The following is a 25,335-nucleotide window of genomic DNA, read 5'->3' on the forward strand; positions in this document are numbered from 1 at the left end:
GGCGCGCCGCGGCCCGGCGCCATCACCCCGCGCGCGAATCCAGCGGGATGCGGTTCAGGAAACGGTCGAAGGCGCTCAGGTACGCGACTTCCACCGTGCTCAGCTTGCGTTGCTTGTGCCAGGTCAGGAACACATCGATCTCGGCCACCGACTCCGCGGGCGGCAGCCGTCGCAGGTCACCGCTCATCACATCCTGGCGTATCAAATGTTCCGGCAGGAAACTCAGGCCGATGCCGGCCACCACCATGCGGCGTATCTCTTCGATATTGGGCGAGGTGCCCACGATGCGACCGGTAAACCCCTGCTGATCGCGAAAGATCGTCAAGGGCGATAGCGTATCGCCGATCTGGTCGCTGGCGAAGCACACGAAGTTCTGGTCCATCAGGTCTTCAAGGCTGACGCGCGGCTTGGAGAACAGCGGATGATGACGGCCGCAGACGACCGCGTAATGGTGGCGCAGAAACAGCCGCCGCTCCAGCGCGTCAACCGGTTTGCGGCACAGGCAGATGCCCAGGGCCGGCACGCGCTTGGCCAGGGCGTCCAGGATGGCGGCGCTGGGCAGCACATCCACGTGGAATTCAATCTTGGGATAGCGCCGGTGAAACTGCGCCAGGAAATCGTCGTAGGCCGGGCTTTGCACCTTGCTCATGACCAGCAGCCGCAGCGTACCGGCAATTTCGGCGCGGTCCTGGGTGGTGGCGTTTTCAATGCGCGCCATCGTGCCGTACATGTCGCGGGCAATGGCGTAGATTTCATCGCCCAGGCCGGTCAGACGGAATTCGCCGTTGCGCCGGTGCAGCAGCAGCCCACCCACTGCATCTTCAAGCCGCTTCAGCGCCTGGCTGACGGCCGGCTGGCTCAGGTGCAGCGCTTGCGCCGCGCGACCCACGCCGCGCTCTTGCACGACAAACATGAAGGTACGCAGCAGGTTCCAGTCCATGCGTTCGGGGGCAAGCGGTTGTGACGGAACAGTGCGAACGGGCGGCTGGGGCATGGCGTGGGGTCAAGGGCGAAAAAAAGGCCGGGTGGAATCCACGCCGGCCCCGCCGATGCCCCGTGTTTCAGACGCCGGTCAGCCCCGCGAAGAAGCGCGACGCGTTGGATTCCAATCCGTCGATATAGTAGCCGCCTTCCTGCACGATCAGCGTGGGCAGGCGCAGCGCGCCGACCTCGCCGCCCAAGCGCTCGAAACCGTCTTCCGTGACGCTGACCATGGCCTGCGGGTCTTTCTCGAAAATGTCGAAACCCAGCGACAGCACCAGCGCGTCCGGCTGGAACAGCTCGATGGCGCGGCGTGCCTGCGCCAGCCGGTCAAAGAACACGGCTTCGCTGGAGCCGTGCGGCATGGGCAGGTTGATGTTGTAGCCGTAGCCCGCGCCCGCGCCACGCTCGTCTTCAAAGCCCGCGACCACCGGGTAGAAGTTTTCAGGATCGCCGTGAATCGACACGTACAACACGTCGTTGCGTTCGTAGAAGATTTCCTGGATGCCTTGCCCGTGGTGCATGTCGGTGTCCAGGATGGCCACGCGGGGAAACTTCGACGTCAGCCGCTGCGCCGCGATGGCCGCGTTGTTCAGGTAGCAAAAGCCACCCGCCGCATCGCGCCGCGCATGGTGGCCCGGCGGGCGGCAGATGGCGTAGGCGTGCGGGTCGCCGGCCAGCAAGGCTTCGGCGCCGGCCACCGCGCACTGCGCCGCCCAATAGGCCGACTGCCAGGTGTGCGGGCCCACGGGGCAGCTGCCGTCCGCCAGGTAACGCCCGGCCTTGGCCAGCACGCCACGCAAGGCGTTGGGTTCACGCACGAACACGTTCGAGACCACTTCGCCGCCCCAGTCGCCCGGCAGCTTCATCCAGTCGGCATGCGCGTCTTGCAGAAAACGCAGGTAGTCCAGCGAATGCACCGCCGCCAGCGCGCCCGCGCCATGATCGGCCGGCGCCTGCACGTCAAAGCCCAGCTTCTGCGCCGCCTGCACCAGGCCGTCCAGACGGGCCGGCACTTCTTGCGGCGTGCGCATCTTGCCGCGTGAAAAATAGGTCTGGGGATGATGCAGCTTCTGGTCGTCGTGAAAAAATGCCTTCATGCTTGCTGATCCTTGAGTTGAAAATTCTGGGTGCGCTGGCCGACAGTGCCCAGCAGCAGGACGGAAACCAGGGAAAGCAACGAAATCGCCGAGAACAACAGCGCCAGCGGCCACCACTGGCCCTTGAAATTCTCGGCCAGCACCGTACCCAGCAGCGGCGTCAAGCCACCGAAGATGGCGCCCGACAACTGATATGCCATCGAAATACCGGTGTAGCGGATGCGGGTGGGAAAGCTGTCGCTGACGTAGCCGGCGATAACGGCGTAGTAGGCGCCCATGAAGAGTACCGCCACGCCGACCCCCAGCGTAATACTGGTAAGCGAGCCCTGGTCGACCAGGTTGAACATCGCGTAGGGCGTGAAGATCGACGCAAACGCCATGGCGCCCAGAAAGCGCAGGTTGCCCACGCGGCTGGCAATGTAGGCCGACAGCGGCGTGATGAAGAACTGCATGATCGACACCACCAGCAGGCAGTCCAGAATCACCGCTCGGTTCAGGCCCACGTACTGCGTGGTGTAGGCAATCATGAACGTGTTCGTGAAATAGAAGCCGGCAATGCCCAGCACATTGGCGCCCACGGCCAGCGCCAGCAGCCCCGGTGCGCCGCGCAGCACCTGTGCCAGCGGCGCCTGCGCGGGCTTGGCGCCGGCCAGGGCGGCGGACTTGGCGCGCGTGGCTTGTGCGGCCTGCTCGGCCACGAAGTCGGGCGATTCGTTCACGCTCAGGCGGATCACGAACCCCACCACCAGCAACACGGCCGAGAACAGGAACGGCACGCGCCAGCCCCAGCTGAGAAACGCCTCGTCATCCAGCCCGGTGACCAGCTTGAACATCAGCATCGACAAGATCAGGCCGGCCGGGCTGCCCAGCTGCGCAAACGATGCAAAGAACGTGCGCTTGCTTTTGTCCGGCGAATGTTCGCCCGCCATCAGCACCGCGCCGCCCCATTCACCGCCCACGGCAATGCCCTGCACGATGCGCAGCAGGATCAACAGCACGGGCGCCCAGACGCCGATGGACGCGTGTGTGGGCAACAGGCCGATCAGCACCGTGACCGAGCCCATCATCACCAAGGTGATCACCAGGGATTTCTTGCGGCCGATCTTGTCGCCGATGTGGCCGAAGATGGCGCCGCCCAGCGGCCGCGCGAAAAAGCCCACGGCAAAAGTGCCGAACGCGGCCAAGGTGCCGTAAAAGCCCGACGCGGACGGAAAGAACAACTTGCCGAACACCAGCGCGGCAGCAGTGGCGTAGATGTAGAAGTCGTACCACTCGATCATGGTGCCGACAAAAGCGGCGGTCGACGCGCGCACCGGTTGGTGGCCCGTCACGGAATTTCCCCTCATGGCTTATCTCTCTTACGTAGGTTGAGGTCTATCAGGCAATCGTTATAGCCCCGGCCCCGCCATAAGAAAAATTCTTATTTCTTATCCTCTGAATTACTTTGCCTAATGAGTGGAAACCCCTAGTTTTAGCGGGTTTTCAGGCCCGCCCAAGACCTTATATTGCTGCCCGCACCCAGGCCGGGCGCGGTGCGGCGTCCAGCCAGTTCTTCACGATCAACCCTAGTTCGGTATCCCCGGATATCCGCAGGCGCCGTTGAAAGAACAGGGTATCGGCATCGGTGTCGCCGCGCGCCATGCCGATCAGGTCCGCCAAAACCGCGCCCAGCTCCAGGTCGGCCGGCGCGCGGGTCCAGGCCGGGCGGAATGCGCCGCCTTGCACCGAGAAGCCGGCACGCACGCCCAGGTCGTCGATGGTGATGGCAAAAGTACGGCCGTCCAGTTCGGCGGGTGGCGCCAGCCACTTGACGCGACGCGCCAGTTCCAGCCCCGCCGCCATGTGCAACGACGCCAGCGGCGCCGGCACGCGGCGCCCCAACGCCGCCAGAAAGGCCGGAATGTGCGCGGGCGCCGTCATGCCGTGGCCTCCAGCAGTTCGATGCCCGAGCGGCCGTGGTAATAGCCGTTGCATCGCCCCATGCCGGCCGGTGGCAGCACCGTGCCCGCGGGTTGGCCATGGCGTATGGCATCCAGCGCGGCAATGGCCTCGTGCGTGCCGGCCGACTGCGGATTGACGCGCAAGACGTCGACGCCCATCCGCGCCAGCTCGCTGGCCTGCGCCAGCAGATCCAGGCACGCGGCGGACTGCACCTGGATGCCGTTGATGCTGAGAAATTCACGCGATTCACGCGTGCGCATGTCCAGGCCATCGGGATGCTCAATGCAGCGAAAGCCACACTCGTCTTTCTTCAAGCGAAAATGCCGCGCGGTAAAGCAGCGCGCCGAGAACGCCAGCGCCATGCGACCCCACACCAGCGTTTCGGCGGCCAGCCCGACGGGCCGCTCTTGCAGCAGCCGCGCCAACGTTTCGCCGTCCATCTCCAGCGGCGCCACAAAACGCATGGCGCCCTGCTGCGCCAGCCATTGCAGCGTGCCGCCGTGATACGCGTTCACGTGCGGCCCCGCCACAAAAGGTCGCCCGGCCAGATGCCGCACCGCGCCCAGCTCGCCCGCTTCGATCATGAAGTCGTCCTGCGCGCACAGCTTCTTCAAGGCGCTGGCTTCCGCCCCCGTCTCGATCAAGGTGCGGCCCGACAGCACCACCGTCTTGCCTGCGGCGCGGAGGTCGTGCGCCAGGTCGCGCCAGTCGTCGGCGCGCAATTCATGGCGGCGGCTACAGACGGTTTCGCCCACATAAAGAATGTCAGCCGGGCCGTCGGCCAAGGCGGCGTAGAAGTCCAGCGTGTCGCGCCGAGTCCAGTAGTACAGCAGCGGCCCGACAGATATTTGATATTGCTTGGGGTTCATTTCCATGGCCGTTCAAATGCGCCTTGTGTGACTTGGGATCCTTCCGCGTGGCGCGCCAGCAAGGCGTTCCACTTGGCCAGCGGGGCAAAGCGCGCGGGGTCGGCCTGCGCGCTGTCCAGCGCGGCGCGCAGTGTGGCGACCACCTGCGCCACATAGGCCGGGCTACGTTGGCGGCCCTCGATCTTGATGGCGCGCACCCCCATCTGCGCCAGGCGCGGCAACAGGCCGATGGCGTTCAGGCTGGTGGGTTCTTCCAGCGCATGATCGTCGCGGCCATCAACTTGAAACCGCCCCTTGCACAGCGTGGGGTACGCAGCCGGTTCGCCGGGTTCGTAGCGGTCGATCAAAATGCCCGACAAGCGTGCGTCCATGCGGCCGTTCGCTTCCACCCAGCGCACTGCGTGGGCGGGCGAGCACACGCCCTTGTTGTTGGGGGAGTCGCCAGTGGCGTACGACGACAGCAGGCAGCGGCCCTCGGCCATCACGCACAGGCTGCCAAAGCCGAACACTTCGACTTCGACGCTGACGTTGGCGCAGATGCGCGCCACCTCCGACAAGGTCAGCACGCGCGGCAACACCACGCGGCGGATGCCGAATTGTTCCTTCATCAGTTCGATGGCGTCGGCGTGCGTGGCCGACCCTTGCACTGACAGGTGCAGGCGCAGGTCGGGGTAGCGATCACTGGCATAGGCCAACAGGCCTGGGTCGGCCATGATGACGGCGTCCGCGCCCAAGGCGTGCGCGGCATCCACCGCCGCGTGCCACTCGGCCGCCCTGCCCGCCTGCACAAAGGTGTTGATGGCGAACAGCACCTGGCGTCCGCGCCGATGCGCAAGCTCGACGCCGAGGCGTATGTCGTTTTCAGAGAAATTCAGCCCGGCGAAGTTGCGGGCGTTGGTGGCGTTGCGCAGGCCGAGATAGACGGTATCGGCGCCGGCATCCAATGCGGCGGTCAGCGCCGCAAGGCTACCGGCCGGCGCCACCAGTTCCAGGGGATGGGAAGAGGTTTCCATGCCCGGCAGTCTAGAGTCCGGCGCGCACGCGGGCCTTGTCGCAAATCAAACTTGGCCCGGCTGGGCAGGCCCCGGGGCGCATCCCCGAGGCGCCGCCCCGCGCGCGCCGCCGGCTTACATCGGCGCTTGCCCATCCGGTGCAATCTTGCGCACCACGTAGCCCATCGGTATCCAGCGGTTCTTGCCCGCCACCATCGATACGGTTTCGGTGGCGGGCATGTTGAGGAACTTGGTGGAAAAAATCACGTTCACGTATTGCCCTTGCGGCAGGTCGGCCGGGTCGGACACGCGCACCACCTGTAGCCACTCGCGCTTCGTGTGGCGGCCGACTTCATTGCGCAGCTGGCTCAGGTATTCGGACCAGCCCTGCTTGTCCACGCGCTTTTTCATGATGTCGCTGCTGGCGCTCCACATCTTGTCCGTGGCGCCGCTATCCGACATCGACGCCCATTGCTGGGCCGCCGTCACCGCGCTGTCCAGCGACGGATCGGCCGCCAGCGCCGGCGCCGCCAGCAACAGGGCGCCGCTGAAGAGGCCGACGCGCAAGGCGCGAGAAATCAGAGTTTGTTTTTGCATAAGTCCTCACTGTGAAAAGATAAACACCGCATTGGCACAAGCACTGCACAAGCCCACCGGCTTGCCGAAAAATCGTTCCGGCAAGCCGACGTTCCCTTACCACTGATAGCCCGCTCCGATCACCGCGCCATACGTACCGCGCGTGTTGGTGGAACCGGACAGCTTGTAGACCCAATTGCCGCTGGCCGACACGGTGGACAAGCCCATCGCAAAGCCCTGCTGCCCGTCGTACGTGCTGCCCGCTATCGAGAACATGCCCCGGCCCGGCGCGTAGGCTTGCGCCAGACCCGCCACGGCCAACGCCGTGGCCGTGCCGCCCGCCGCATCGCGGCGATAGCGATCGACGTCGTTGCGCAGGTTCTGGAACTTGCCGTCGGTGTAGGCGTTGGACTGCTGCACCGCGCCGCCCAGCCCGGCGTTCAACTGCTGCACGTTGACGGCGTCGTTGTTGTCGACGCCATCGGCCACGTTGCTGAGCGTGACCGGTGCCCCGCCGTTGCCCAGCGTGACGCGCGAGTAGTCAACCGCGCCCGTGCCCGGCGTGGTGGCGTACTGCACCGAGCCCTGCTTGGCCGCGTCCAACTGCTGCACGTTGACCGCGTCCGTCTGCGCCGTGCCGGCCGCCACGTTGGTCACCTGGCGTTCCTTGCCGGCCGCCCCGACGGACACGACGTTGGCACGTCCGCCGTCGGTACTGCCCGCCCCCAGCGCCACCGAGTTGGCGCCGCGCGCTTCGGCGCCGTTGCCCAACGCGGTGCTACCGTCACCCGAGGCGACGGCGCCCGCGCCGGCCGCGGTGGCATCCGCGCCGGTGGCCGTGGGCGCCGGTGTGGCGCTGGCCTGGTTCACCTGGAACATGCCGCTGCCGCCTTGCGTCAAGCCGCTATTGACGGTGGCGATCTGCTGGTCGGTGTACAGGTTGGCCTGCGTCACCGCGCCATCAAGCTGCCGCAGGTTCACGGCGTCAGTGGCGTTTTGCGCGTCGGCCACGTTGCTGACGGTGCGTTCCGCGCCCGCCGTGCCCACGGACACCGTGCCAGCGATGGTGTTGGACACGCCCGAGTACTTGCCGGTGTAGGCCGGCGCCGCGCCCATGTCGGCCACCGCATCGGCGCCCAGCGCCACGTCGCCCGCTTGCAAGGCCTGCGCGCCAGTGCCCAGCGCCACGGTGTTATCCCCGGCGGCGCTGGCGGAACCGCCCAGCGCCACGCTGCGATCACCCGCGGCGCTCGCCGAGGCGCCCAAGGCCAACGACTGCGAGCCCCCGGCCAGGGCGGACGAGCCCAAGGCCACGGCCGAGTCCAGCGCGGATCGCGCCGAGGAACCGATGGCAATGCCGTTGGTGGCAGTGCTGTCCACTTCCGCCGCCAGCCCAATGCCGATGCCCGAGTCCCCGTTGACCACCGCTTCGGGTCCGACGGCGATGGCGTCCGTGCCCACCGACAACGAATCCACCAACGTGCTGTTGGCGTGGAAGTACTGGGTGCCCGTCACTGCGACCGACGCGATGGCTCCTTGCAGTTGGCGCACCGTCACGGCGTCCTGCGCTTGTGTGCCATCGGCCACGTTGATGACCTGGCGCAGCATGCCTGGCGCGCCCACCGAGAACGCCCCCGGTGCCACGGCGCGCGTCACGGCGGCCCGATCCGAGATGGAGCCTTCGCCGATGGCGATACCGCCATCCACAGTGACGTGCGTGTTGGCGCCCAAGGCCAGGCTGCCCGCGCCGTCCGCCTGGGCGTTGTAGCCGATGGCGGTTGAGCCCTGTCCCCTTGCAAACGCGTCGCTCGGAGTCATCCCGGTGTCGTTGGTGCGCTCGTAACGAACGCCCTGGCCATTGACTGCCGGGTCCAAGGTGCTGGTATAGCTGTTCACCGCGGTGGTCAACTCCGACACTGCTTCGTTGGTGGCGAACAGCTGCGCTCCGTTCACGGCATCCCAGCTGGTTGCGCTGAGCACGCCCGGCGCCACGCTGGTGATGATGCTGGGTCCGCCGATGCTGCCGTGCGCGGCCGTGTAGGCGCCCACGCCCCCGTTGGACGACGGGTCCCACATCAAGGCGTCGGTATTCACCTGCGCCAGACGCGTATTTACGGTTTGCAGCTGGCGTACGTTGACGGCATCGGTCAGGTCGCTGCCCGGCGCCACGTTGGTCAGCTTGCGCAGGTTGCCCGGCGAGCCCACCGAGACTTCGCCCGCCGAGCTGATCGTGCCCGCCAGGCCAAAGGCCACATACGCGTTCTGCGCGCCCATCGACACCACCGACCCCTGGCCCAAGGCCACGTTGGCGCCAGTCAAGCCGGCATTGATGGTCGCCCCCTGGCCCAGCACCGTGGATCTGGCCACGCCGTTGTCGGTAGCCTGGTTACCCAGCACGACCGATGCCGCACCCGTGGCCAGCGCGCCAAAGCCGCCCGCCGCGCTGTTGGCGCCTGCTGCCAACGGTTGCGCGGTGGTGACCGACGCGTCCGCCACAAACGGCCCCGACTTGCCGCTGCTGATGTTCGACACGGTGGCATCCAGCCCACCGATTGCGTTGCCCAACGTCGTGTAGGTATTGCCCTGCACGGTATAGGTGGGCGCACTGATCGAACCGGTGACGGGGTCATAGGCCGATCCGCCGCCCAGGCCGGTGGCCACGCTGGTGGCCAGCGTGTTCAAGCCCGCTGTCGCCGCGTTCGACACGCCCGTCAGTTGCCCGACGTTGACCGCATCGGTTGCCGCACTGCCGGCTGCGAGGTTGGTGATCTTGCGTTCGGCACCTGCCGAGCCAAGGGACACTTCACCGCTGGAGCTTTGCGTGGCCGTCAGTCCTATCGCGGTGTAGCCTGCTTCAGATCCGATGGTCGCCGTCGAGCCTTGACCCAGCGCCACGTTAGAGCCCGCCAGGCCCGCCGTGATCGATGCGCCTTGACCCAGGACGGTTGAACCGGCCACGGCATTATCCGTCGCAGAGTTACCCAAGACGGTCGACGCGGCGCCGCTTGCCGAAGCCCCGAAGCCACCCGCCGACGCATCAGCGCCGGAGGCCACGGCTTGCGCCGTCGTCACGCTGTTGTCCGACACAAAGGGGCCAACGTTGCCGCTGCTCAGGCCCGCAACTGCGGAGTCCAGGCCGGAGACAGTGGAGTCCAGGCCAGCCACTGCCGAGTCCAGACCGGAAACGGCGGAGTCCAGGCCGGTGACCGCGGAGTCCAAACCGCCGATGGCACTGCCCAAATTGGAGTACGTATTGCCTTGCACGCTGTAGGCCGGCGCGGTGACCGTGCCGGTCGTCGGATCGAATGCCGATCCGCCGCCCAGGTTGGATGCCACGCTCGTGCCCAGCGTATTCAGGCCCGATGTTGCCGCGTTCGACACACCCGTCAGTTGCCCGACGTTCACGGCGTCGGTGGCTGCGCTGCCCGCTGCAAGATTGGTGATCTTGCGTTCGGCGCCCGCCGAGCCAAGGGACACTTCACCGCTGGAGCTTTGGGGTGCCGACAAGCCAATCGCGGTGTAGCCGGTTTCGGCACCTATCGTTGCCGTTGAGCCTTGACCCAGCGCCACGTTAGAACCCGTCAGCCCCGCCGTGATCGACGCGCCTTGACCCAGGACAGTCGAATCCGCAACCGCGTTATCCGTCGCGGAATTGCCCAAGACCGTCGACGCGGCGCCCGTTGCCGAAGCCCCGAAGCCACCCGCCGACGCATCGGCGCCCGACGCGACGGCTTGCGTCGTCGTCACGCTGTTGTCCGACACAAAAGGCCCGATGTTGCCGCTGCTCAGGCCCGCAACTGCGGAGTCCAGGCCGGAAACCGCAGAGTCCAGGCCAGCCACTGCCGAGTCCAGGCCGGAGACTGCCGAATCCAGACCGGTGACTGCGGAGTCCAGCCCGCCAATGGCGCCGCCCAGGTTGGAGTACGTATTGCCTTGCACTCCGTAGCTGGGAGTGGTAACCGTGCCGGTCGTCGGATCGAATGCCGATCCACCGCCCAGGTTGGACGCCACGCTAGTGCCCAGCGTGTTCAAGCCCGCTGTCGCCGCGTTCGACACGCCCGTCAGTTGCCCGACGTTGACCGCATCGGTGGCTGCGCTGCCCGCAGCAAGGTTGGTGATCTTGCGTTCGGCACCTGCCGAGCCAAGGGACACTTCACCGCTGGAGCTTTGGGGTGCCGTCAGTCCGATTGCGGTGTAGCCGGTTTCGGCACCTATCGTTGCCGTTGAGCCTTGACCCAACGCCACGTTAGAACCCGTCAGCCCCGCCGTGATCGACGCGCCTTGGCCCAGGACAGTGGAATCCGCAACCGCGTTATCCGTCGCGGAATTGCCCAGGACCGTCGACGCGGCGCCCGTTGCCGAAGCCCCGAAACCACCCGCCGACGCATCGGCGCCCGACGCGACGGCTTGCGTCGTCGTCACGCTGTTGTCCGACACAAAAGGCCCGATGTTGCCGCTGCTCAGGCCCGCAACTGCGGAGTCCAGGCCGGAAACCGCAGAGTCCAAGCCAGCCACTGCCGAGTCCAAACCGGTGACTGCGGAGTCCAGCCCGCCAATGGCGCCGTCCAGGTTGGAATACGAATTGCCTTGGACGCCGTAGCTGGGCGCGGTCACCGAGCCGGTCGTCGGATCGAACGCCGATCCGCCGCCCAGGTTGGATGCCACGCTCGTGCCCAGCGTATTCAGGCCCGATGTTGCCGCGTTCGACACACCCGTCAGTTGCCCGACGTTGACGGCATCGGTGGCTGCGCTGCCCGCTGCAAGATTCGTGATCTTGCGTTCGGCGCCCGTCGAGCCCAGCGACACTTCACCGCTGGAGCTTTGGGGTGCCGACAAGCCAATCGCGGTGTAGCCGGTTTCGGCACCGATCGCCGCAATCGAGCCTTGACCCAACGCCACGTTAGAACCCGTCAGCCCCGCCGTGATCGACGCGCCTTGGCCCAGGACAGTCGAATCCGCCACCGCGTTATCCGTCGCGGAATTGCCCAGGACCGTTGATGCCGCTCCGGTGGCCGAAGCCCCGAAGCCACCCGCCGACGCATCGGCGCCCGACGCGACGGCTTGCGTCGTCGTCACGCTGTTGTCCGACACAAAGGGCCCGATGTTGCCGCTGCTCAGGCCGGCAACTGCGGAGTCCAGGCCGGAGACCGCTGAGTCCAAACCGGAAACCGCAGAGTCCAGGCCAGCCACTGCCGAGTCCAGGCCGGAGACTGCCGAATCCAGACCGGTGACTGCCGAGTCCAGCCCGCCAATGGCGCCGCCCAGGTTGGAGTACGAATTGCCTTGCACACCGTAGCTGGGCGCGGTAACCGTGCCGGTCGTCGGATCAAATGCCGATCCGCCGCCCAGGTTGGATGCCACGCTTGTGCCCAGCGTATTCAAACCAGACGTCGCCGCGTTCGACACCCCCGTCAGTTGACCGACGTTCACGGCATCGGTTGCCGCGCTACCCGCTGCAACATTGGTGATCTTGCGTTCGGCACCCGCCGAACCCAGCGACACTTCACCGCTGGAGCTTTGTGCCGCCGTCAGCCCGATGGCGGTGTAGCCGGTTTCAGATCCAACCGCGGCCGTCGAGCCTTGACCCAACGCCACGTTAGAACCCGTCAGCCCCGCCGCAACCGACGCGCCTTGACCGAGCACAGTGGAATCCGCCACCGCGTTATCCGTCGCCGAGTTACCGACGACCGTCGACGCCGCGCCCGTTGCCGAAGCGCCGAAGCCGCCCGCCACTGCATCGGCACCGGAGGCGACCGGTTGCAATGCCGTCACGCTGTCGTCCGACACGAATGGCCCGGTGCTGCCGCTGCTGATGCCGCTTACCGCGGAATCCAGCTGGCTCAGCGCGTCGCCCACGTTGTTGTAGGTGCCGCCCTGGATGCCGAAGCTGGGCGGCGCGACCTGGCCGGTGGCCGGGTTATAGGCGGACCCGCCGCCCAGGCCCGTCGCCACGCTGGCGCCCAGGTTGGACGCCGCGCCGCTCAGTTGCGCCACGTTGACGGCGTCGGTCGGCGCCTTGCCGGCCGCCAGGTTGGTGACCTTGCGCTGGATGGTGCTGGATCCCACCGACACCTCGCCATCGGAATCTTGCGCGGTGGACAAGCCGAACGCCGTGTAGCCGGTCTGCGAACCGGTGGCCGCGCTGGAGTCCTGCCCCAGCGCCACGTTCGAACCCGACACGCCCGTGGCGATGTGCGCGCCCTGCCCCAGTACCGTCGAGCCGGCGACCGCATTGTCGGTGGCTTCGTTGCCGACCACCGTGGACGCCGCGCCGGTTGCCGATGCACCGAAGCCGCCGGCGCTGCTGTTCGCGCCCGACGCCACCGCCTGCGTGGTGGTGACGCTGTTGTCGGACACGAACGGCCCCGTATCGCCCGTCAGCAAACTGCTGATAGCCGCGTCCGTGCCCGCGAACGCCGCGCCCACATTGGCGTAGGACGTGCCCTGCACGGTGTAGCTGGGCGCACTGACCGTGCCGGCCGCGCTGCTGTAGGTCGCCCCCCCGCCCAGGCCCGTTGCCAGGCTCGTGCCCAGGTTGGACGCGGCGCCGCTCAGCTGCGCCACGTTGACGGCGTCATTCAGCGCGCTGCCGGCCGCCACGTTGCTGATCTTGCGGCGGTTGGCCGACGTGCCCACCGAGACTTCGCCGGCCGACGTCTGCGTGGCCGACAAGCCGAACGCGGTGTAGCCGGTTTGCGACCCTGTGCTGGCGTTGGCGTTCTGCCCCAGCGCCACGTTCGAGCCGGACAAGCCGGCCGTAACGCGCGCGCCTTGCCCGATCACCGTGGAATTGGCCACGGCGTTGTCGGTGGCCTGATTGCCCACCACGGTCGATGCTCCGCCCGTGGCCGATGACCCAAATCCCCCTGCGCTGCTGTTCGCCGCCGAGGCCACCGCCTGCGTCGCGGTCACGCTGTTGTCCGAAACGAACGGACCGGTTTTACCCGTCGCCAGATTGGTCAGGGCGGTGTTGGCACCCGTCAACGCCGCGCCCACGTTGGCGTAGGACGTGCCTTGAATCGTGTAGCCGGGCGCGCTGACCGTGCCGGCCGCGCTGCTGTAGGCGGCCCCGCCGCCCAGGCTCGTGGCCAGGCTGGTGCCCAGGTTGGATGCCGCGCCCGTCAACTGGCCGACGTTCACCGCGTCCGTCGCCGCGCTGCCTGCCGCTACGTTGGTGATTTTGCGACGGCTGGCGCCTGTGCCTACCGACATCTCACCACCCGAGGTCTGCGTCGCCGCCAAGCCAAAGGCGGTATAGCCGGTCTGCGAACCCACTGTGGCCGACGCCCCCTGGCCCACCGCCACGTTGGAACCCGACAGGCCCGAGGCGACCAACGCGCCTTGCCCGATCACGGTGGAATTGGCCACCGCGTTATCGGTGGCCAGATTGCCCACCACCGTCGATGCCGCACCGGTCGCCGACGAGCCAAAGCCGCCCGCGCTGCTGTTCGCGGCAGAGGCCACGGCTTGCGTCGTGGTCGCGCTGTTGTCTGAGACGAACGGTCCCGTGTCGCCCGACACCAGGTTGGAAATGGCCGTGTTGGCCCCCGTCAATGCCGCGCCCACGTTCGTGTATGCCGTCCCCTGCACCGTGTAGCTGGGCGCGCTGACCGTGCCCGCCGTGCTGTTGTAGGTAGCGCCACCGCCCAGGCCGGTGGCCAGGCTGCTGCCTACGTTGGACGCCGCGCCGCTCAGCTGACCCACGTTCACGGCGTCGGTCAGTGCGCTGCCGGCCGCCACGTTGGTGATTTTGCGACGGCTGCCGGCCGTGCCGACCGACACTTCACCGGCGGAGCTCTGCGCCGCCGCCAGGCCGAACGAGGAATAACCGGCTTGCGACCCGATCGTCGCCGTCGAACCTTGACCAAGCACCACGTTCTTGCCCGTCAAGCCTGCCGTGACCGACGCCCCCTGGCCCAGGACGGCGGAGTTGGCAACCGCGTTATCGCTCGATTGGTTGCCTACCACGGTGGATGCCGCGCCGGTAGCCGACGCGCCGAAACCGCCCGCGGCCGCGCCGGCGCCCGAGGACACCGCCTGCACCGTGGTCACGCTGCTGTCGGATACAAAGGGGCCGATCTTGCCCGTCGCCAGGTTCGTCACCGCCGTGTTGAGCCCGCCTATCGCGGTGCCCACGTTGGTGTAGGACGTGCCTTGCACGCTGTAGGTTGGCGTGCCGATGGTGCCGGTAGCCGCCGTGTAGGTCGCGCCGCCGCCCAGGTTGGTGGCAACGCTGGTGCCCACGTTGTTCATGCCCGAGTTGGCCGCGCTGGTCACCGCCGTCATCTGCCGCACGGTGACGGCGTCCGTCAGATCGGAGCCATCCGCCAGGTTCTTGATCTGGCGCTTGCCGGTGGCCGTGCCGACAGAAATGGCGCCCACGCCCATATTCGACGTGTTGTCGAAGGCGATACCCGCGATCGGACCCGCCGTGCTGGGCGACACCACACCGCTGGTCTGTATGTTGGTCGAGCCCACCGCGTTCGTGCCCAGTGCAACGCCGCCCGGCACGGTCGATGTCGCGCCCGCGCCCAGCGCTATGGATGCGATGCCGGTCGCCTGCGCCCCGACACCCATGGCGATGGCGTTGCCCGCCCCCGCCGTGGCCGTCTTGCCGAACGCCATGTCGTTCAGCCCGGTGGCGGCGGCGCTGGCGCCGATCGCCACGGCGTCGGTTCCCGTTGCCCCGGAGTTGGCGCGGGTATTGCTGCCCGCCCCTGTAACCGTTGAGTTCGCGTTGAAATAGTTGGTGGGCGTGGACGCCCCGGCAGAGATCTGCTGCGCCACGGCGTACAGCTGCGAGCCGTTGACCGCATCGGTGCTGTTCGAACTGAGCAGGCCCGTCGCCACGCGCTGGATGCGGCGTACAGAACCCGCATCGCCCACGCTGACGACCCCGGTGGGCGTACCCTGGCCGCCACCAAAACTGTAGGTGTTGCCGCCGATCGTGCTGCTGCCGTACGACGTCACGCCGGCCGTGCTGGTGGACAGCGCCGCTGTCGTCGACGCATTGCTGCCCAGGGCCACGGAGTTTGCGATGTTGGTGTTGGCGAGATATCCCAGCGCCACCGTGCGGTCCACCGTGACGTTGCTGCCCGCGCCACGGCCTGCTGCCAGGTTGTCGTCGCCCGACACGCTCTGGCCCGCGTCCTGCCCGATGGCGGTGGTGCCCTCGCCCGTGGCCAGCGATCCCGCGTACGCGCCGATGGCGGTGTTCTGCCCACGGCTAGCCAGGGTGCCTGTGCCCGCGCCTACGCCGATGAAGGTGTCTTCCAGCCCTTGAGCGATGGCGCCCTGGCCGATCGCGACCGACGAGGTGCCCGTGGCGAAGGCATTGGCGCCCAACGCCACCGAGTTCGACCCGGCCGCACTGCTTTGATAACCGACCGTGACGCTATTGGTGCCCGCGGTCACGGTTTGATAGCCGATCGCGACGGCCTGGCCGGATGTCGCGGCGGCCTGATAGCCCAGCGCAATGGTGCTGGCCGAAGTGGCCAGCGAACCCGAGCCCATGGCGATGGATGCCAGCCCCGTTGCCGTATTCAAGTCGCCGATGGCGACCGCGCCTTGCCCCGTTGCCGGGTTGGTGTTGCCGATGGCCACCGCGCCGCGCCCCGAGGCATTGGACGAAAAGCCCGCGCCGAATGCGCCGTTACCGCCGTGCGCCTGCGATCCCGAACCCAGTGCCACAGCCCCCGGCGTGATAGCCGAGTTTGCGTTGCCTATCGCCAGCGCGCCGATTGCGGTCGCGTTATTTTCAGCGCCGACGGCCACCGCGCCCGTGCCGGTGGCCGTGTTCGGATCTCCGATTGCCACGGCGCCGTCGCCCGTCGCGCTTTGCTGACGTCCGATGGCCACCGCGCCCCCCGTCGCCGTGGCGGCGTTGGCCGCGGTGCCCGCCGAACCGATCGCCACGTTCTGGCCGGTGGCGTTGGACCTGGCTCCATCGCCTACGGCGATGCCGAAAGCGCCGATTGCGCGTGCATCACGGCCCACCGCGATGCCCGACGTTGCCACGGCGGTCACCGAAGACTGCCCGCCGATAGCGATGCCGTTGATGGCGGCTGAAGAAGCGCCGTTCGTGGCGTTGCCTCCCAGCGCGACCGCGCCCGCAGCGGTGGCACGCGCGCCATTGCCCGCGGCCAGGGAACTGCCGCCGCTGGCTTGCGCGTTGTTGCCGACTGCCGTGTCGTTGATCGGGCCACCAACGGTCGCACCTGCAACAGCGCTGGACCCGATCGCCAATGAGTTCTGATTCATCGCCTGCGCGTTGACGCCGGTGGCAATCGAGCCGATGCCGCTGGAGGCGGCGCCCGCACCCAACGCCACTGCGCCGGTCGCAGTCGCTGTCGACGAGACGCCTATGGACACGGCATTGCCCGCGCCGGTGCTGGCCAATTGGCCCAGGGCGACGGTGCTATTGCCACTTGCCGTTGTATTCAGCCCCATGGACACGGAGCCCGCGCCAAGCGCTGTCGATCCCGTGCCCACCGCCAAGGAACTGTTGCCCGACGCCGTCGAGCCTTGGCCCAAGGCCGTCGCGCCCGTATTGGAAGCGGTAGAGCCTGCGCCCACGGCCACGGTATTGTTTGCGCCTGCGTTCGCGCTGGACCCGAATGCCGTCGCGCCGATACCAGTGGCCGAGGACTGCGAGCCCACACCCGTCGCATTGTTGCCGGTTGTCGAGGAAAGGCGCCCTATCGCAATGGAGTTGGATCCCGTGGCAATCGACACGTCGCCAATGGCGATACTGACGTTCGTTGCGGTTGCCCCGGAACCGCCGCCGATGGCAACAGAGTTTGCGTCGACCGAGGCGGGCGTAAGCCCCCCGGTCGTGATGGGGTTGGTGATCAAACCTTGGATGGCGGTACCCGCCCAGACCGTCCCTCCCATTGCCGCCGCAAGTATCAATGGCGCCGCGATGCCCCCTGCCCTGCGCAACGCGGCTTGCCGCGCACCTCGATTGGACTTTCCACGGGATTTCGTCAATTCCGACACGACGACCCACGCACCTGTCACACGGTTCCAAACGAGGCTATAGATTTTATTCACGGCCAATCTCCATTGACGAATTTCGCGATTCGCCAGCAGTAAATGCGACGCTGATTCTTCTAGTAGGAATCAGAGGATTTTTCCCAGCAAATTCAGACATTTCTGTCACGAATCCTAGTGAAAGGAATTAATCCGACTTGTGTTTTGTCGCTAGCGCGTGAAACCTCTTATAAATTCCGTCTGAATAATCAGATGGCAAAAACGAATTGTTGAAAAAATAGCCGCGCGCAAATGATTCGCCGCACACCAATTCAATGGTGAGCGGCAAGGGAGACAACGTCGGGAGAGGGTTATGCCGCCTGACAATGCCAACGGGGTGGGCATGGCGGAAAGATGAAAAAAAGGACGCAGCATCCGGCGATACCGAAACGGATTCGGTATGCCAGGCACCTGAAATCTTATTTATATGAATTGACGGAAATCCGGATATTCCCGTCGTACTAATATTGAATTCGGTCTTAGATTCAATATTTCATGCTCGTCATTGTTTAATGACGCACCCGTCATTCTTCTTCGGAATACAGGCCGTGCTCCACCGCATAGACGGCCACCTGCACCCGGCTGGTCAGGTTCAATTTCTTCAGCACGTTCTGCACATGGATCTTCACCGTGCTTTCGCTTACGTCCAGTTCGCGCGCGATGACTTTATTGCTGGCGCCGCGCGCCAGGCATTGCACGATCTGCGTCTCGCGGGCGGTCAGGCGGTGGCGTTCGGCCGCGCCCTTGCCTTGCGCCGCCTGGGCCGCCTGCGTGGCCTGGCCACGGAATTGGTCCACCAGCTTGGCCGTCATGCTCTTGGCTATCACCGATTCGCCCCTGGCTGCGCGCCGGATGGCCGATGTCAGCACGTCGGCGTCGATGTTCTTGACCAGATAGCCGCGCGCCCCGTCGCGCAAGGCCTGGCCCAGTTCATCGGCTTCTTCCGACACGGTCAGGATGATGACCGCGCAAGACGGCAGATCCTGCGTCAGCAGTTGCAGCGTTTCAAGGCCGGACAAGCCGGGCAGGTTCAAGTCCAGCAGTATCACATCGGGCTGCAATTCCTTGGCGCGCTTGATCCCCTCCACGCCGTCGCCCGCTTCGGCCACCACTTCAAAGTCGGGCTGGCGTTGCAGCAGCAGGCGCACGCCGGAACGGAACAGGGTGTGGTCATCGACAAGCAGGATACGGATGGGCATGGTCAATAAAGGTCAGGCGGCCTGGCGCTCGCTGCCAGGCAAAGTCAGCATGACGCGCGTACCGGCGCCGGGCTGCGATTCGAGTTTTATCAGGGCGCGCATGCGGGCCGCGCGCTCTTGCATGATGTGCAGGCCCACGTGCGCGTCGCCGCGCGCCGCCACATCGGCGGGGTCAAAGCCCTGGCCGTTATCGACGATGTGCAGGCTGAAGTCGCGGTCGTTGCCCACCGTGACGTCTACGCGGCTGGCCTCGGAATGCTTGCGCACGTTGGACAGGGCTTCTTGCAGAATGAACAGGACTTGCAGTTGCTGGTCAGGCGGCAACGGCGCGCCTTCGCCCCGATCAAACCGCAGCGTGATGTCGATGGCCGTCTGGCGCCGAAAACGCTCCACGGTGCTTTCGATAGCGGCTTGCAAGTCGCCCTGGCCCAATTTGGTGCGGAAGTTGTTCAGCAGTTCGCGCACGTCCTGATAGCTTTCGTCAACGCCGGTGCGCAGCAGCGGCAGAATTTCAGCCACCTCGTCTTCGTCGCCGCGCTTGACGGCCGCGTCCAGCATCTGCAATTGCAGGTTCAGGAAATTCAGCCCTTGCGCCAGGCTGTCGTGCAAGCCTTGCGCGACCAGCCCACGTTCCTGAACCACGGCCAGTTGCCGGGCCTGCGCGCTAAGGCGGCGGTTATCCAGCGCCACACCCAGATGCTGGCCCAGCGTTTCAAGCAGCTGCGAGTCGGACGGCGCCAGCCGGCGCTGTTGCCGGAAATGCAGCGAGTACGAACCCAGCACTTCGTCTCGCGTCACGATGCGGAACACCGCCACGCTGGCAAAGCCGTCGCGCACGCAGTTCAAGTCCATGTCGGGCGGTGAATGCCGGAAATCCTGGATGACGACGACGCCCGCCTGGCGCGTGGCCACGCCGCAATAGCAGTCGTCCACCTTCATGCAATGTTCGGATTCCACCAGCGCGTCGGACAGGCCCACCGACACCACCAGGTTGAGCTTTTCGTTGTCGGGGTCCAGCGCGCGGATGCTGCCGCCGTCGGCGTCGAACTGCAACATGACGCGGCGCAGGAAGCCGTCGCACATGGCTTCGATGTCGTTGGGCTGATTCAGGAAGGCAGCCATGTCGTACAGCGCGCCGATGTCTCGGTTTTGCGCGGCCAACTGCGCGGTCTTTTGTTCGACGCGCGTTTCCAGGCCGGTGTACAGGTCTTGCAACTGGTCGGCCATGCGGTTGTAGCCGCGCGCCAGGACGCCGAATTCGTCTTCGCTTTCCACGGGCAGCCGCGTGCTGAAATCCCGCTCGGCCATGCGTTGCAGGCCGTCGCGCAGGCGCAGCACCGGGGCGATGATCCACAGGTACAGCAGATAGATCATCGCCAGCGTGCCGGCGCAGGCGATGGCGGCCAGCACGCCTTGCGACAGCCGCAACGCCGTGGTCTTGCCGGCGTTGTCTTGCTCGATCATGCGCACCAGCGTGTCCGCGCGCGTGACGAACTCGGGCAGCGTCTGCAAGTACACGGCCGCGTCCGGTTGCATCAGCGCGCGCTGGGCAGCGGGCTTCATCACGTCGTGCCAGTAATTGGCCACGTCATGCCATTGCGTGCGGATCGCTTCGTTATTGGGGATGAAAAGCGGGCGCGCCGGGTTGCCGCGCGCCAAGCGGGAAATGGTTTCGTCCATTTCGGCCATCTGTTCCTGGCTGCGCGCCTCGCGGCCTGCTTGCGGCCGCATCAGCTCGACGGCGACGCGGTTGGCGCGCATGCGCAGGCTGCCGGTGTCGTTGATGGCGGCGCCCGCGCCTTCCAGCTGCCACGACAGCCACAGCGTCCAGCTGATCATTGACAGCACCACCACCAACGCGGCCAGTGAGCTGGCGACGATGCGCGTGGACAGCCGATGCCGGGGCGACGGCAGGCCGTCGGAGCCGACATCCGGCGCAGCGGTGCGGGCGCTGGAGGCAGCGCTGGCGGTGGCGCCACGGTCGGTGCGGGTGGCGGTACCGGCGGTGGACGGAGAAGTCGTCATGGTGATCGGATCAGGGCGATGCGGGACGTGCGGTGCGGGACTTGCGGTGCGGGACTTTCAATGCCGGACTTGCGATGCAGTGCTGGCGGTCGTTGCGATGCGTGCAATGCCCGCCGTGCGTCCCGCGCGGTGCCTAGTGTATTCGCCTTCAGGGCAGGCCCAAATGGTCGCAGATGAATTGCACGACCCGCGCGGGGTCGTTCAGCGGCAGGCACGGCAAGGCGGTGTCCAGCGCGGCGTCAGTCACAACGGCCAGGAAACTGCCGTCCTCCGCATGCAGCGCAGGCTTGCCCAGGGCGGGTCGATAAACTTCTAGGCGGGCAATCGCAGCCTGTTTGAAACCTTCGACCAGCACCAGGTCGGCGGGCGACAGCCGCGCCAATTGCTCGTCCAGCGTGGGTTCGGGCGCGTCGCGCAATTCATGCACGATAGCGTAGCGGTACGGCGAGGCCACCATCACCTCTTGCGCGCCCGCCAGCCGAAAGCGCGCGCTGTCCTTGCCAGGCGGTTCCATCTGAAAGTCGTGATGGCTGTGCTTGATGACGTTCACGCGCAGGCCGCGCGCCGCCAATAGCGGCAGCATCGCTTCGATAAGCGTGGTCTTGCCGCTGCCGGACCGGCCGGCGATACCGAAAACTGGGCTCATGCATGCTCCGAAAACAAGGGACAGACAATGGGTAGAAATGCGTCTGCCCGGGGCGAGTATGCCAGCAATGCCCCGGCCACCAGATCGAAATACCAGCCGTGCAGCGTCAGGCTGCCCGCCGCCACGGCGCGCCGCACGAATGGCAGGTCGTCAAGGTTGCGCAGCGAAATCAGGATGGACGCCTGCTCGCACGCGCGCCGCCGTTCGGCGTCGGTCGCGGCCGGCATCTGGCGCAACACGCGGTCGCGGGCCGGTTCGGCGATGTCCATCCACCGTTCCAGGTAATCGGTTTCGCCATCGCTGCGGGTGCGCTGTTCCATCAGCGCGCGGATGCCGCCGCAATGCGCATGGCCCAGCACGATGATGCGGCTGACCCGCAGTTGCTCGACCGCGAATTGAATCGCCGCCAGCACGCCTTGCAGGCCACGATCCGCGCTGGCCGGCGGCACCAGGTTGGCCACGTTGCGCACGGCGAAGATGTCGCCGGGGTCGCAGCCCAGCAACATGGCCGGGTCCACGCGGGAATCGCAGCATCCGATCAGCAAGGTGCTGGGGTGCTGGCCATCGCGCAGGTGGCGGTACAGCGCGGGTGCCTCCTCGTAATACTGTTGTTGAAAACGTTGGAAGCCGTCGATGAATCGTTCGATGTCGCGCATGATGTTTCCTCGTCCTTCAGCCGCCCGTCTGCGCCATGAAGCGCACGATGCGTTCCGGCTGGGCCAGGAAGTCGTGGCGTTCTGGTTTGGCGGCGATGCCGGCCAGGATGGCGCGCGTCAGCTCGGCGTCGGTGGCCCCGGCGCGCAGCATGCGGCCCAGGGGCACCTGGTCTTCCTGGCCCAGGCACAGGTACAAGGTGCCGTCCACGCCCAGGCGGACACGGTTGCAGGCCGCGCAGAAATGGCGCGACATGGGGGTGATGACGCCCAGCACCGGCGCGCCATGGCCGGCGGTCCAGTACCGGGCGGGGCCGGAGCCGGCGCCGAAGCCCAAACCGAAACCCGACCCGAAACCCGAGCCCGCGTGCGTGCCTGTGCCTTGCCCCAACGGCCGGCCCGCTGCCGGCATCGCCGGCACCAGCCCCGCCTCGGCGGCCAGCGTGGCGCCCAGCGCATTCAAGTCCGTATGCCGCATGCCTTGCCCGCACGTGCCCATCGGCATGGGTTCGATCAGGCGTAGCACGAAGCCCTGCGAGATGGCGTAGTCCAACAACCGCCGCACGTCCGCTGGCGGCGTTGCCGCGTGCACGACGCTATTGAGCTTGATGGGCGCAAAGCCTGCGTCGCGCGCAGCGGCAAGGCCGGCCAGCACGTCCGCCAGGCAGTCACGCCCCGTGATCTGGTTGAAGGCGTCTGCATCCAACGTATCCAGGCTGACGTTCAGCCGCGTCACGCCCGCCGCGCGCAGCGCCGGCGCATGGCGCGCCAGCTGCGTGCCGTTGGTGGATACCGACAGGTCGGTCACGCCGGGCATGGCGGCGACCGCGCCGGCCAGATCCGCCACGCCCCGACGCAGCAGCGGCTCGCCGCCCGTCAGCCGCACCTTGCCTACGCCCAGCGCCACAAACAGGCTGATCACCCGCGCCATTTCGGCATGCGTCAGCCAGTTGGCGGGCGTTTCAAAGCCCTTGAAATCCTTGGGCAGGCAGTAGCTGCAACGCAGGTCGCAGCGATCCGTGACGGACACGCGCAGGTAATCGATGCGTCGGCCGTAGCCGTCAGTCAGCGTGCAAAAGTCGCGGGCGGCGGCGGGGTCGTCCATTACCGCAGGGTCGCCCATCACGCGGCCCTCCCGCCCACCACGCGATCCGCCTCGCTGCCTTGCAGGTCTATGCCCTGCACGTCCGCCTGATCCACCAGCAGCTTGGTGTATTGCCGCCAGGCGGTGTCCTGGCTCATGGCCGACAGCGACGCCGCGATCTGCTGCGCGACGTGTTCGTAGGGCAGCATGCGCCCTTCGATGCGGCGCGTCACCCGCACTATGTGCAGCCCGTGCCGCGTTTGCAGCAGCTGCGGCAACAGCCCGCCGGACGGCAGCGCGAACACCGCGCGTTCAAACTCGGGCACGGTATCGCCCCGGCCCAATTGGCCCAGGCTGCCGCCCACGGCGGCCGACGGGCAGTTGGACTGCTCGCGCGCCACCTGGGCAAAGCTAGACGGATCGGCCAGCAAATCTTGCAGTACCACGTTGGCATGGGCGCGCAGCATGTCCAGGTTGACGTCGGGCGTCACCTGGAAAAGGATGTGGTCGGCTTCGACCAGCTCGCCCACCATGAAGCGCTGCGGATGGGCATGATAGAAGCGCCGGCAGGCGGCGTCGTCCGCCAACGGCGCGGCGGCCTGGCGGGCCAGCAAGGCGGTGATGATGGCGTCTTCGTTGTCACCGATGGCGCTGTCGTTGGCGCCGTTGTTGTCGGCGTCCTGGTTGCCGACGCTGACCACGCCCAGGCGTCGCGCCTCGTCCAGCAACACCCGCCGCAAGACCAGCGCCGTGATGGCGTGGCGCATCGGGTTGCCGGCGTCGGCGTGCAAAGGCAGTTCACGTTCCAGATCGGCGTCGCTCAGTTCGACGCCGTTGACGATGACAGGCATGTTGGGCTCCTGGTTCAAACGGTTTCAACGTGGGCGCACCAATTGCCAGGCGCGGCCCAGATAGCCCAGCGAGGCAAAGCCGCTCCAGACGTGGACCAAGCGGGTGAACGGAAAAATCACGAACAGCGTCAGCCCCATGAATAGATGCGCCTTGAACAGCAGCGGCACACCCGCGATATGGCTGGCGGCGTCGCCCTGGAACGTCACGATGTGCTGCGCCCACGTCATCAGCCGCACCATCATGTCGCCGTCCATGTGGCCGGCGGACAGCACGATGGTCGACAGCCCCAGCAGCAAGGTCACCAGTATCCAAAGCAGCAGCAGCTTGTCGCCCGGGCGCGTCGTGCGCGCGATGCGGGGATCGGTCAGGCGGCGATGGATCAGGATCAACAGGCCGATCAGGCACAGCCCGCCCATCACGCCGCCCGCCACCATGGCCACCGTCTGCTTGAGGGTGTGGCTTACGCCCAGCGTGTCCCACACCACCACCGGCGTCAGCAGGCCGGCCAGATGGCCGAAGAACAAGCCCAGGATGCCGACGTGGAAAAGGATATTGCCCAGCCGAAGCTGGCCGCGATGCAGCAGCTGCGAGCTGTCGGTCTTCCAGGTGTATTGCTCGCGCTCGAAACGGGCCAGGCTGCCCAGCAGGAAGACGGTTAGCGCAATGTAGGGATAAATACCGAAAAGGAATTGATTCAGGGAATTCATGATGCGTCGTCCTGAGCACGAATGGGGGGGTTGGCGCGGGGATAGAAGCGCACGGCTTGCGCGGCATCGCCCGCGAACGGCCGCAGCAGCGGTTCCACGCCGTCCGCGCTGACGCCGAACGTTTCCATGGCTTCGTCCATGTCGCGCACGGGCGCGTCGGTCTGCTCGCGCGGCACCACCCGGGCCGCCGCGCGCAGCACCTGGAAGATTCCCGCGTACGGGCTGTCGCCGCGCGCCAGTCGCGCACCGATGGCGGCCAGCACGTGGATGGCCTCGTCCAACAGGTCTTGCGCGTCGGCCGGGTCGATCACGCCCAGAAATTCCAGGAACAGCGGCACGTGGTCGGGCAGCTCGGACACGACCGGCTCAAAGCCGTGCTGCCGGTACGTATCCAGCAGGTCGACCATGGCCTGACCCCGGTCACGGCTTTCGCCATGCACGTGTTCGAACAGGTGCAGCGAATGCGAGCGGTTGCGGTCGAAGGTGGCAACGTAGTTTTCCTGCACGGTGATCAGGTCATTGGTTGCCAGATAGGCGACCAGCGGTTGCAAGGCTTCTTCGGCGTCCGGGTCGTCGGCCAACGCGGCCTCGACCTCGCCCAGCGCGTCCAGCAGATCGGGCTCGGGGTAGCTGAGCAAGGCGGAAAGCAAGCGGTAGTGCGTCATGGTGTTCTCTCCTG

The 25,335-nt window shown here is 66.6% G+C and carries 16 protein-coding genes; all 16 read right to left on the bottom strand.

What is annotated here, in order from left to right; translation table 11 throughout:
• Positions 1 to 22: 22 nt before the first annotated feature.
• A complete protein-coding gene (locus AC0Z35_RS22610) occupies positions 23 to 994 on the bottom strand; it encodes a LysR family transcriptional regulator (protein WP_104145800.1) in 972 nt (323 codons plus the stop codon).
• A 67-nt stretch (positions 995 to 1,061) separates the two neighbouring features.
• Entirely contained in the window at positions 1,062 to 2,081 is a 1,020-nt protein-coding gene (locus AC0Z35_RS22615) for a histone deacetylase family protein (protein ID WP_104145799.1), read from the bottom strand.
• Positions 2,078 to 3,427, bottom strand: a complete 1,350-nt coding sequence (locus tag AC0Z35_RS22620) for an MFS transporter (RefSeq protein ID WP_046806718.1) — start codon at positions 3,425 to 3,427, stop codon at positions 2,078 to 2,080. Before AC0Z35_RS22620 ends, AC0Z35_RS22615 begins: the two co-directional genes overlap by 4 nt.
• Positions 3,428 to 3,581: 154 nt before the next feature.
• On the bottom strand, positions 3,582 to 4,001 hold the full coding sequence (gene ubiT, locus AC0Z35_RS22625) for a ubiquinone anaerobic biosynthesis accessory factor UbiT (protein WP_485132971.1): 420 nt from the start codon (positions 3,999 to 4,001) through the stop codon (positions 3,582 to 3,584).
• Positions 3,998 to 4,891 (bottom strand): U32 family peptidase, encoded by an 894-nt coding sequence (locus AC0Z35_RS22630; RefSeq protein ID WP_046806744.1) that lies wholly within the window; start codon positions 4,889 to 4,891, stop codon positions 3,998 to 4,000. The genes ubiT and AC0Z35_RS22630 overlap by 4 nt, the downstream gene beginning before the upstream one ends.
• Positions 4,888 to 5,904, bottom strand: coding sequence for a ubiquinone anaerobic biosynthesis protein UbiU (gene ubiU / locus AC0Z35_RS22635; protein ID WP_120155901.1), 1,017 nt, complete (start codon positions 5,902 to 5,904; stop codon positions 4,888 to 4,890). Before ubiU ends, AC0Z35_RS22630 begins: the two co-directional genes overlap by 4 nt.
• 114 nt (positions 5,905 to 6,018) lie before the next feature.
• On the bottom strand, positions 6,019 to 6,480 hold the full coding sequence (locus tag AC0Z35_RS22640) for a DUF4019 domain-containing protein (protein ID WP_485132970.1): 462 nt from the start codon (positions 6,478 to 6,480) through the stop codon (positions 6,019 to 6,021).
• A 96-nt stretch (positions 6,481 to 6,576) separates the two neighbouring features.
• Positions 6,577 to 17,511, bottom strand: coding sequence for an ESPR-type extended signal peptide-containing protein (locus AC0Z35_RS22645; protein ID WP_485132969.1), 10,935 nt, complete (start codon positions 17,509 to 17,511; stop codon positions 6,577 to 6,579).
• A gap of 503 nt (positions 17,512 to 18,014) precedes the next feature.
• Positions 18,015 to 18,689, bottom strand: a complete 675-nt coding sequence (locus AC0Z35_RS22650) for a response regulator (RefSeq protein WP_485132968.1) — start codon at positions 18,687 to 18,689, stop codon at positions 18,015 to 18,017.
• A gap of 12 nt (positions 18,690 to 18,701) precedes the next feature.
• Positions 18,702 to 20,714 (bottom strand): type IV pili methyl-accepting chemotaxis transducer N-terminal domain-containing protein, encoded by a 2,013-nt coding sequence (locus AC0Z35_RS22655; protein ID WP_223264967.1) that lies wholly within the window; start codon positions 20,712 to 20,714, stop codon positions 18,702 to 18,704.
• A 148-nt stretch (positions 20,715 to 20,862) separates the two neighbouring features.
• The gene (gene mobB, locus AC0Z35_RS22660) at positions 20,863 to 21,360 is read right to left on the bottom strand and encodes a molybdopterin-guanine dinucleotide biosynthesis protein B (RefSeq protein ID WP_485132967.1); all 498 of its coding nucleotides are present in this window, start codon (positions 21,358 to 21,360) and stop codon (positions 20,863 to 20,865) included.
• Positions 21,357 to 22,016 (bottom strand): carbonic anhydrase, encoded by a 660-nt coding sequence (locus AC0Z35_RS22665; protein ID WP_046806711.1) that lies wholly within the window; start codon positions 22,014 to 22,016, stop codon positions 21,357 to 21,359. Before AC0Z35_RS22665 ends, mobB begins: the two co-directional genes overlap by 4 nt.
• A gap of 16 nt (positions 22,017 to 22,032) precedes the next feature.
• The gene (locus tag AC0Z35_RS22670) at positions 22,033 to 23,136 is read right to left on the bottom strand and encodes a GTP 3',8-cyclase MoaA (RefSeq protein WP_485133029.1); all 1,104 of its coding nucleotides are present in this window, start codon (positions 23,134 to 23,136) and stop codon (positions 22,033 to 22,035) included.
• On the bottom strand, positions 23,136 to 23,948 hold the full coding sequence (locus AC0Z35_RS22675) for a peptidylprolyl isomerase (RefSeq protein WP_485132966.1): 813 nt from the start codon (positions 23,946 to 23,948) through the stop codon (positions 23,136 to 23,138). The genes AC0Z35_RS22670 and AC0Z35_RS22675 overlap by 1 nt, the downstream gene beginning before the upstream one ends.
• Positions 23,949 to 23,972: 24 nt before the next feature.
• Positions 23,973 to 24,656: a respiratory nitrate reductase subunit gamma gene (narI, locus tag AC0Z35_RS22680; protein WP_104145213.1), complete on the bottom strand. Its 684-nt coding sequence runs from the start codon at positions 24,654 to 24,656 to the stop codon at positions 23,973 to 23,975.
• Positions 24,653 to 25,321, bottom strand: coding sequence for a nitrate reductase molybdenum cofactor assembly chaperone (gene narJ, locus AC0Z35_RS22685; RefSeq protein WP_314363955.1), 669 nt, complete (start codon positions 25,319 to 25,321; stop codon positions 24,653 to 24,655). The genes narI and narJ overlap by 4 nt, the downstream gene beginning before the upstream one ends.
• Positions 25,322 to 25,335 lie beyond the last annotated feature (14 nt).

The organism is Achromobacter sp. 1L-A-4-B-C2 (genome assembly GCF_057291955.1).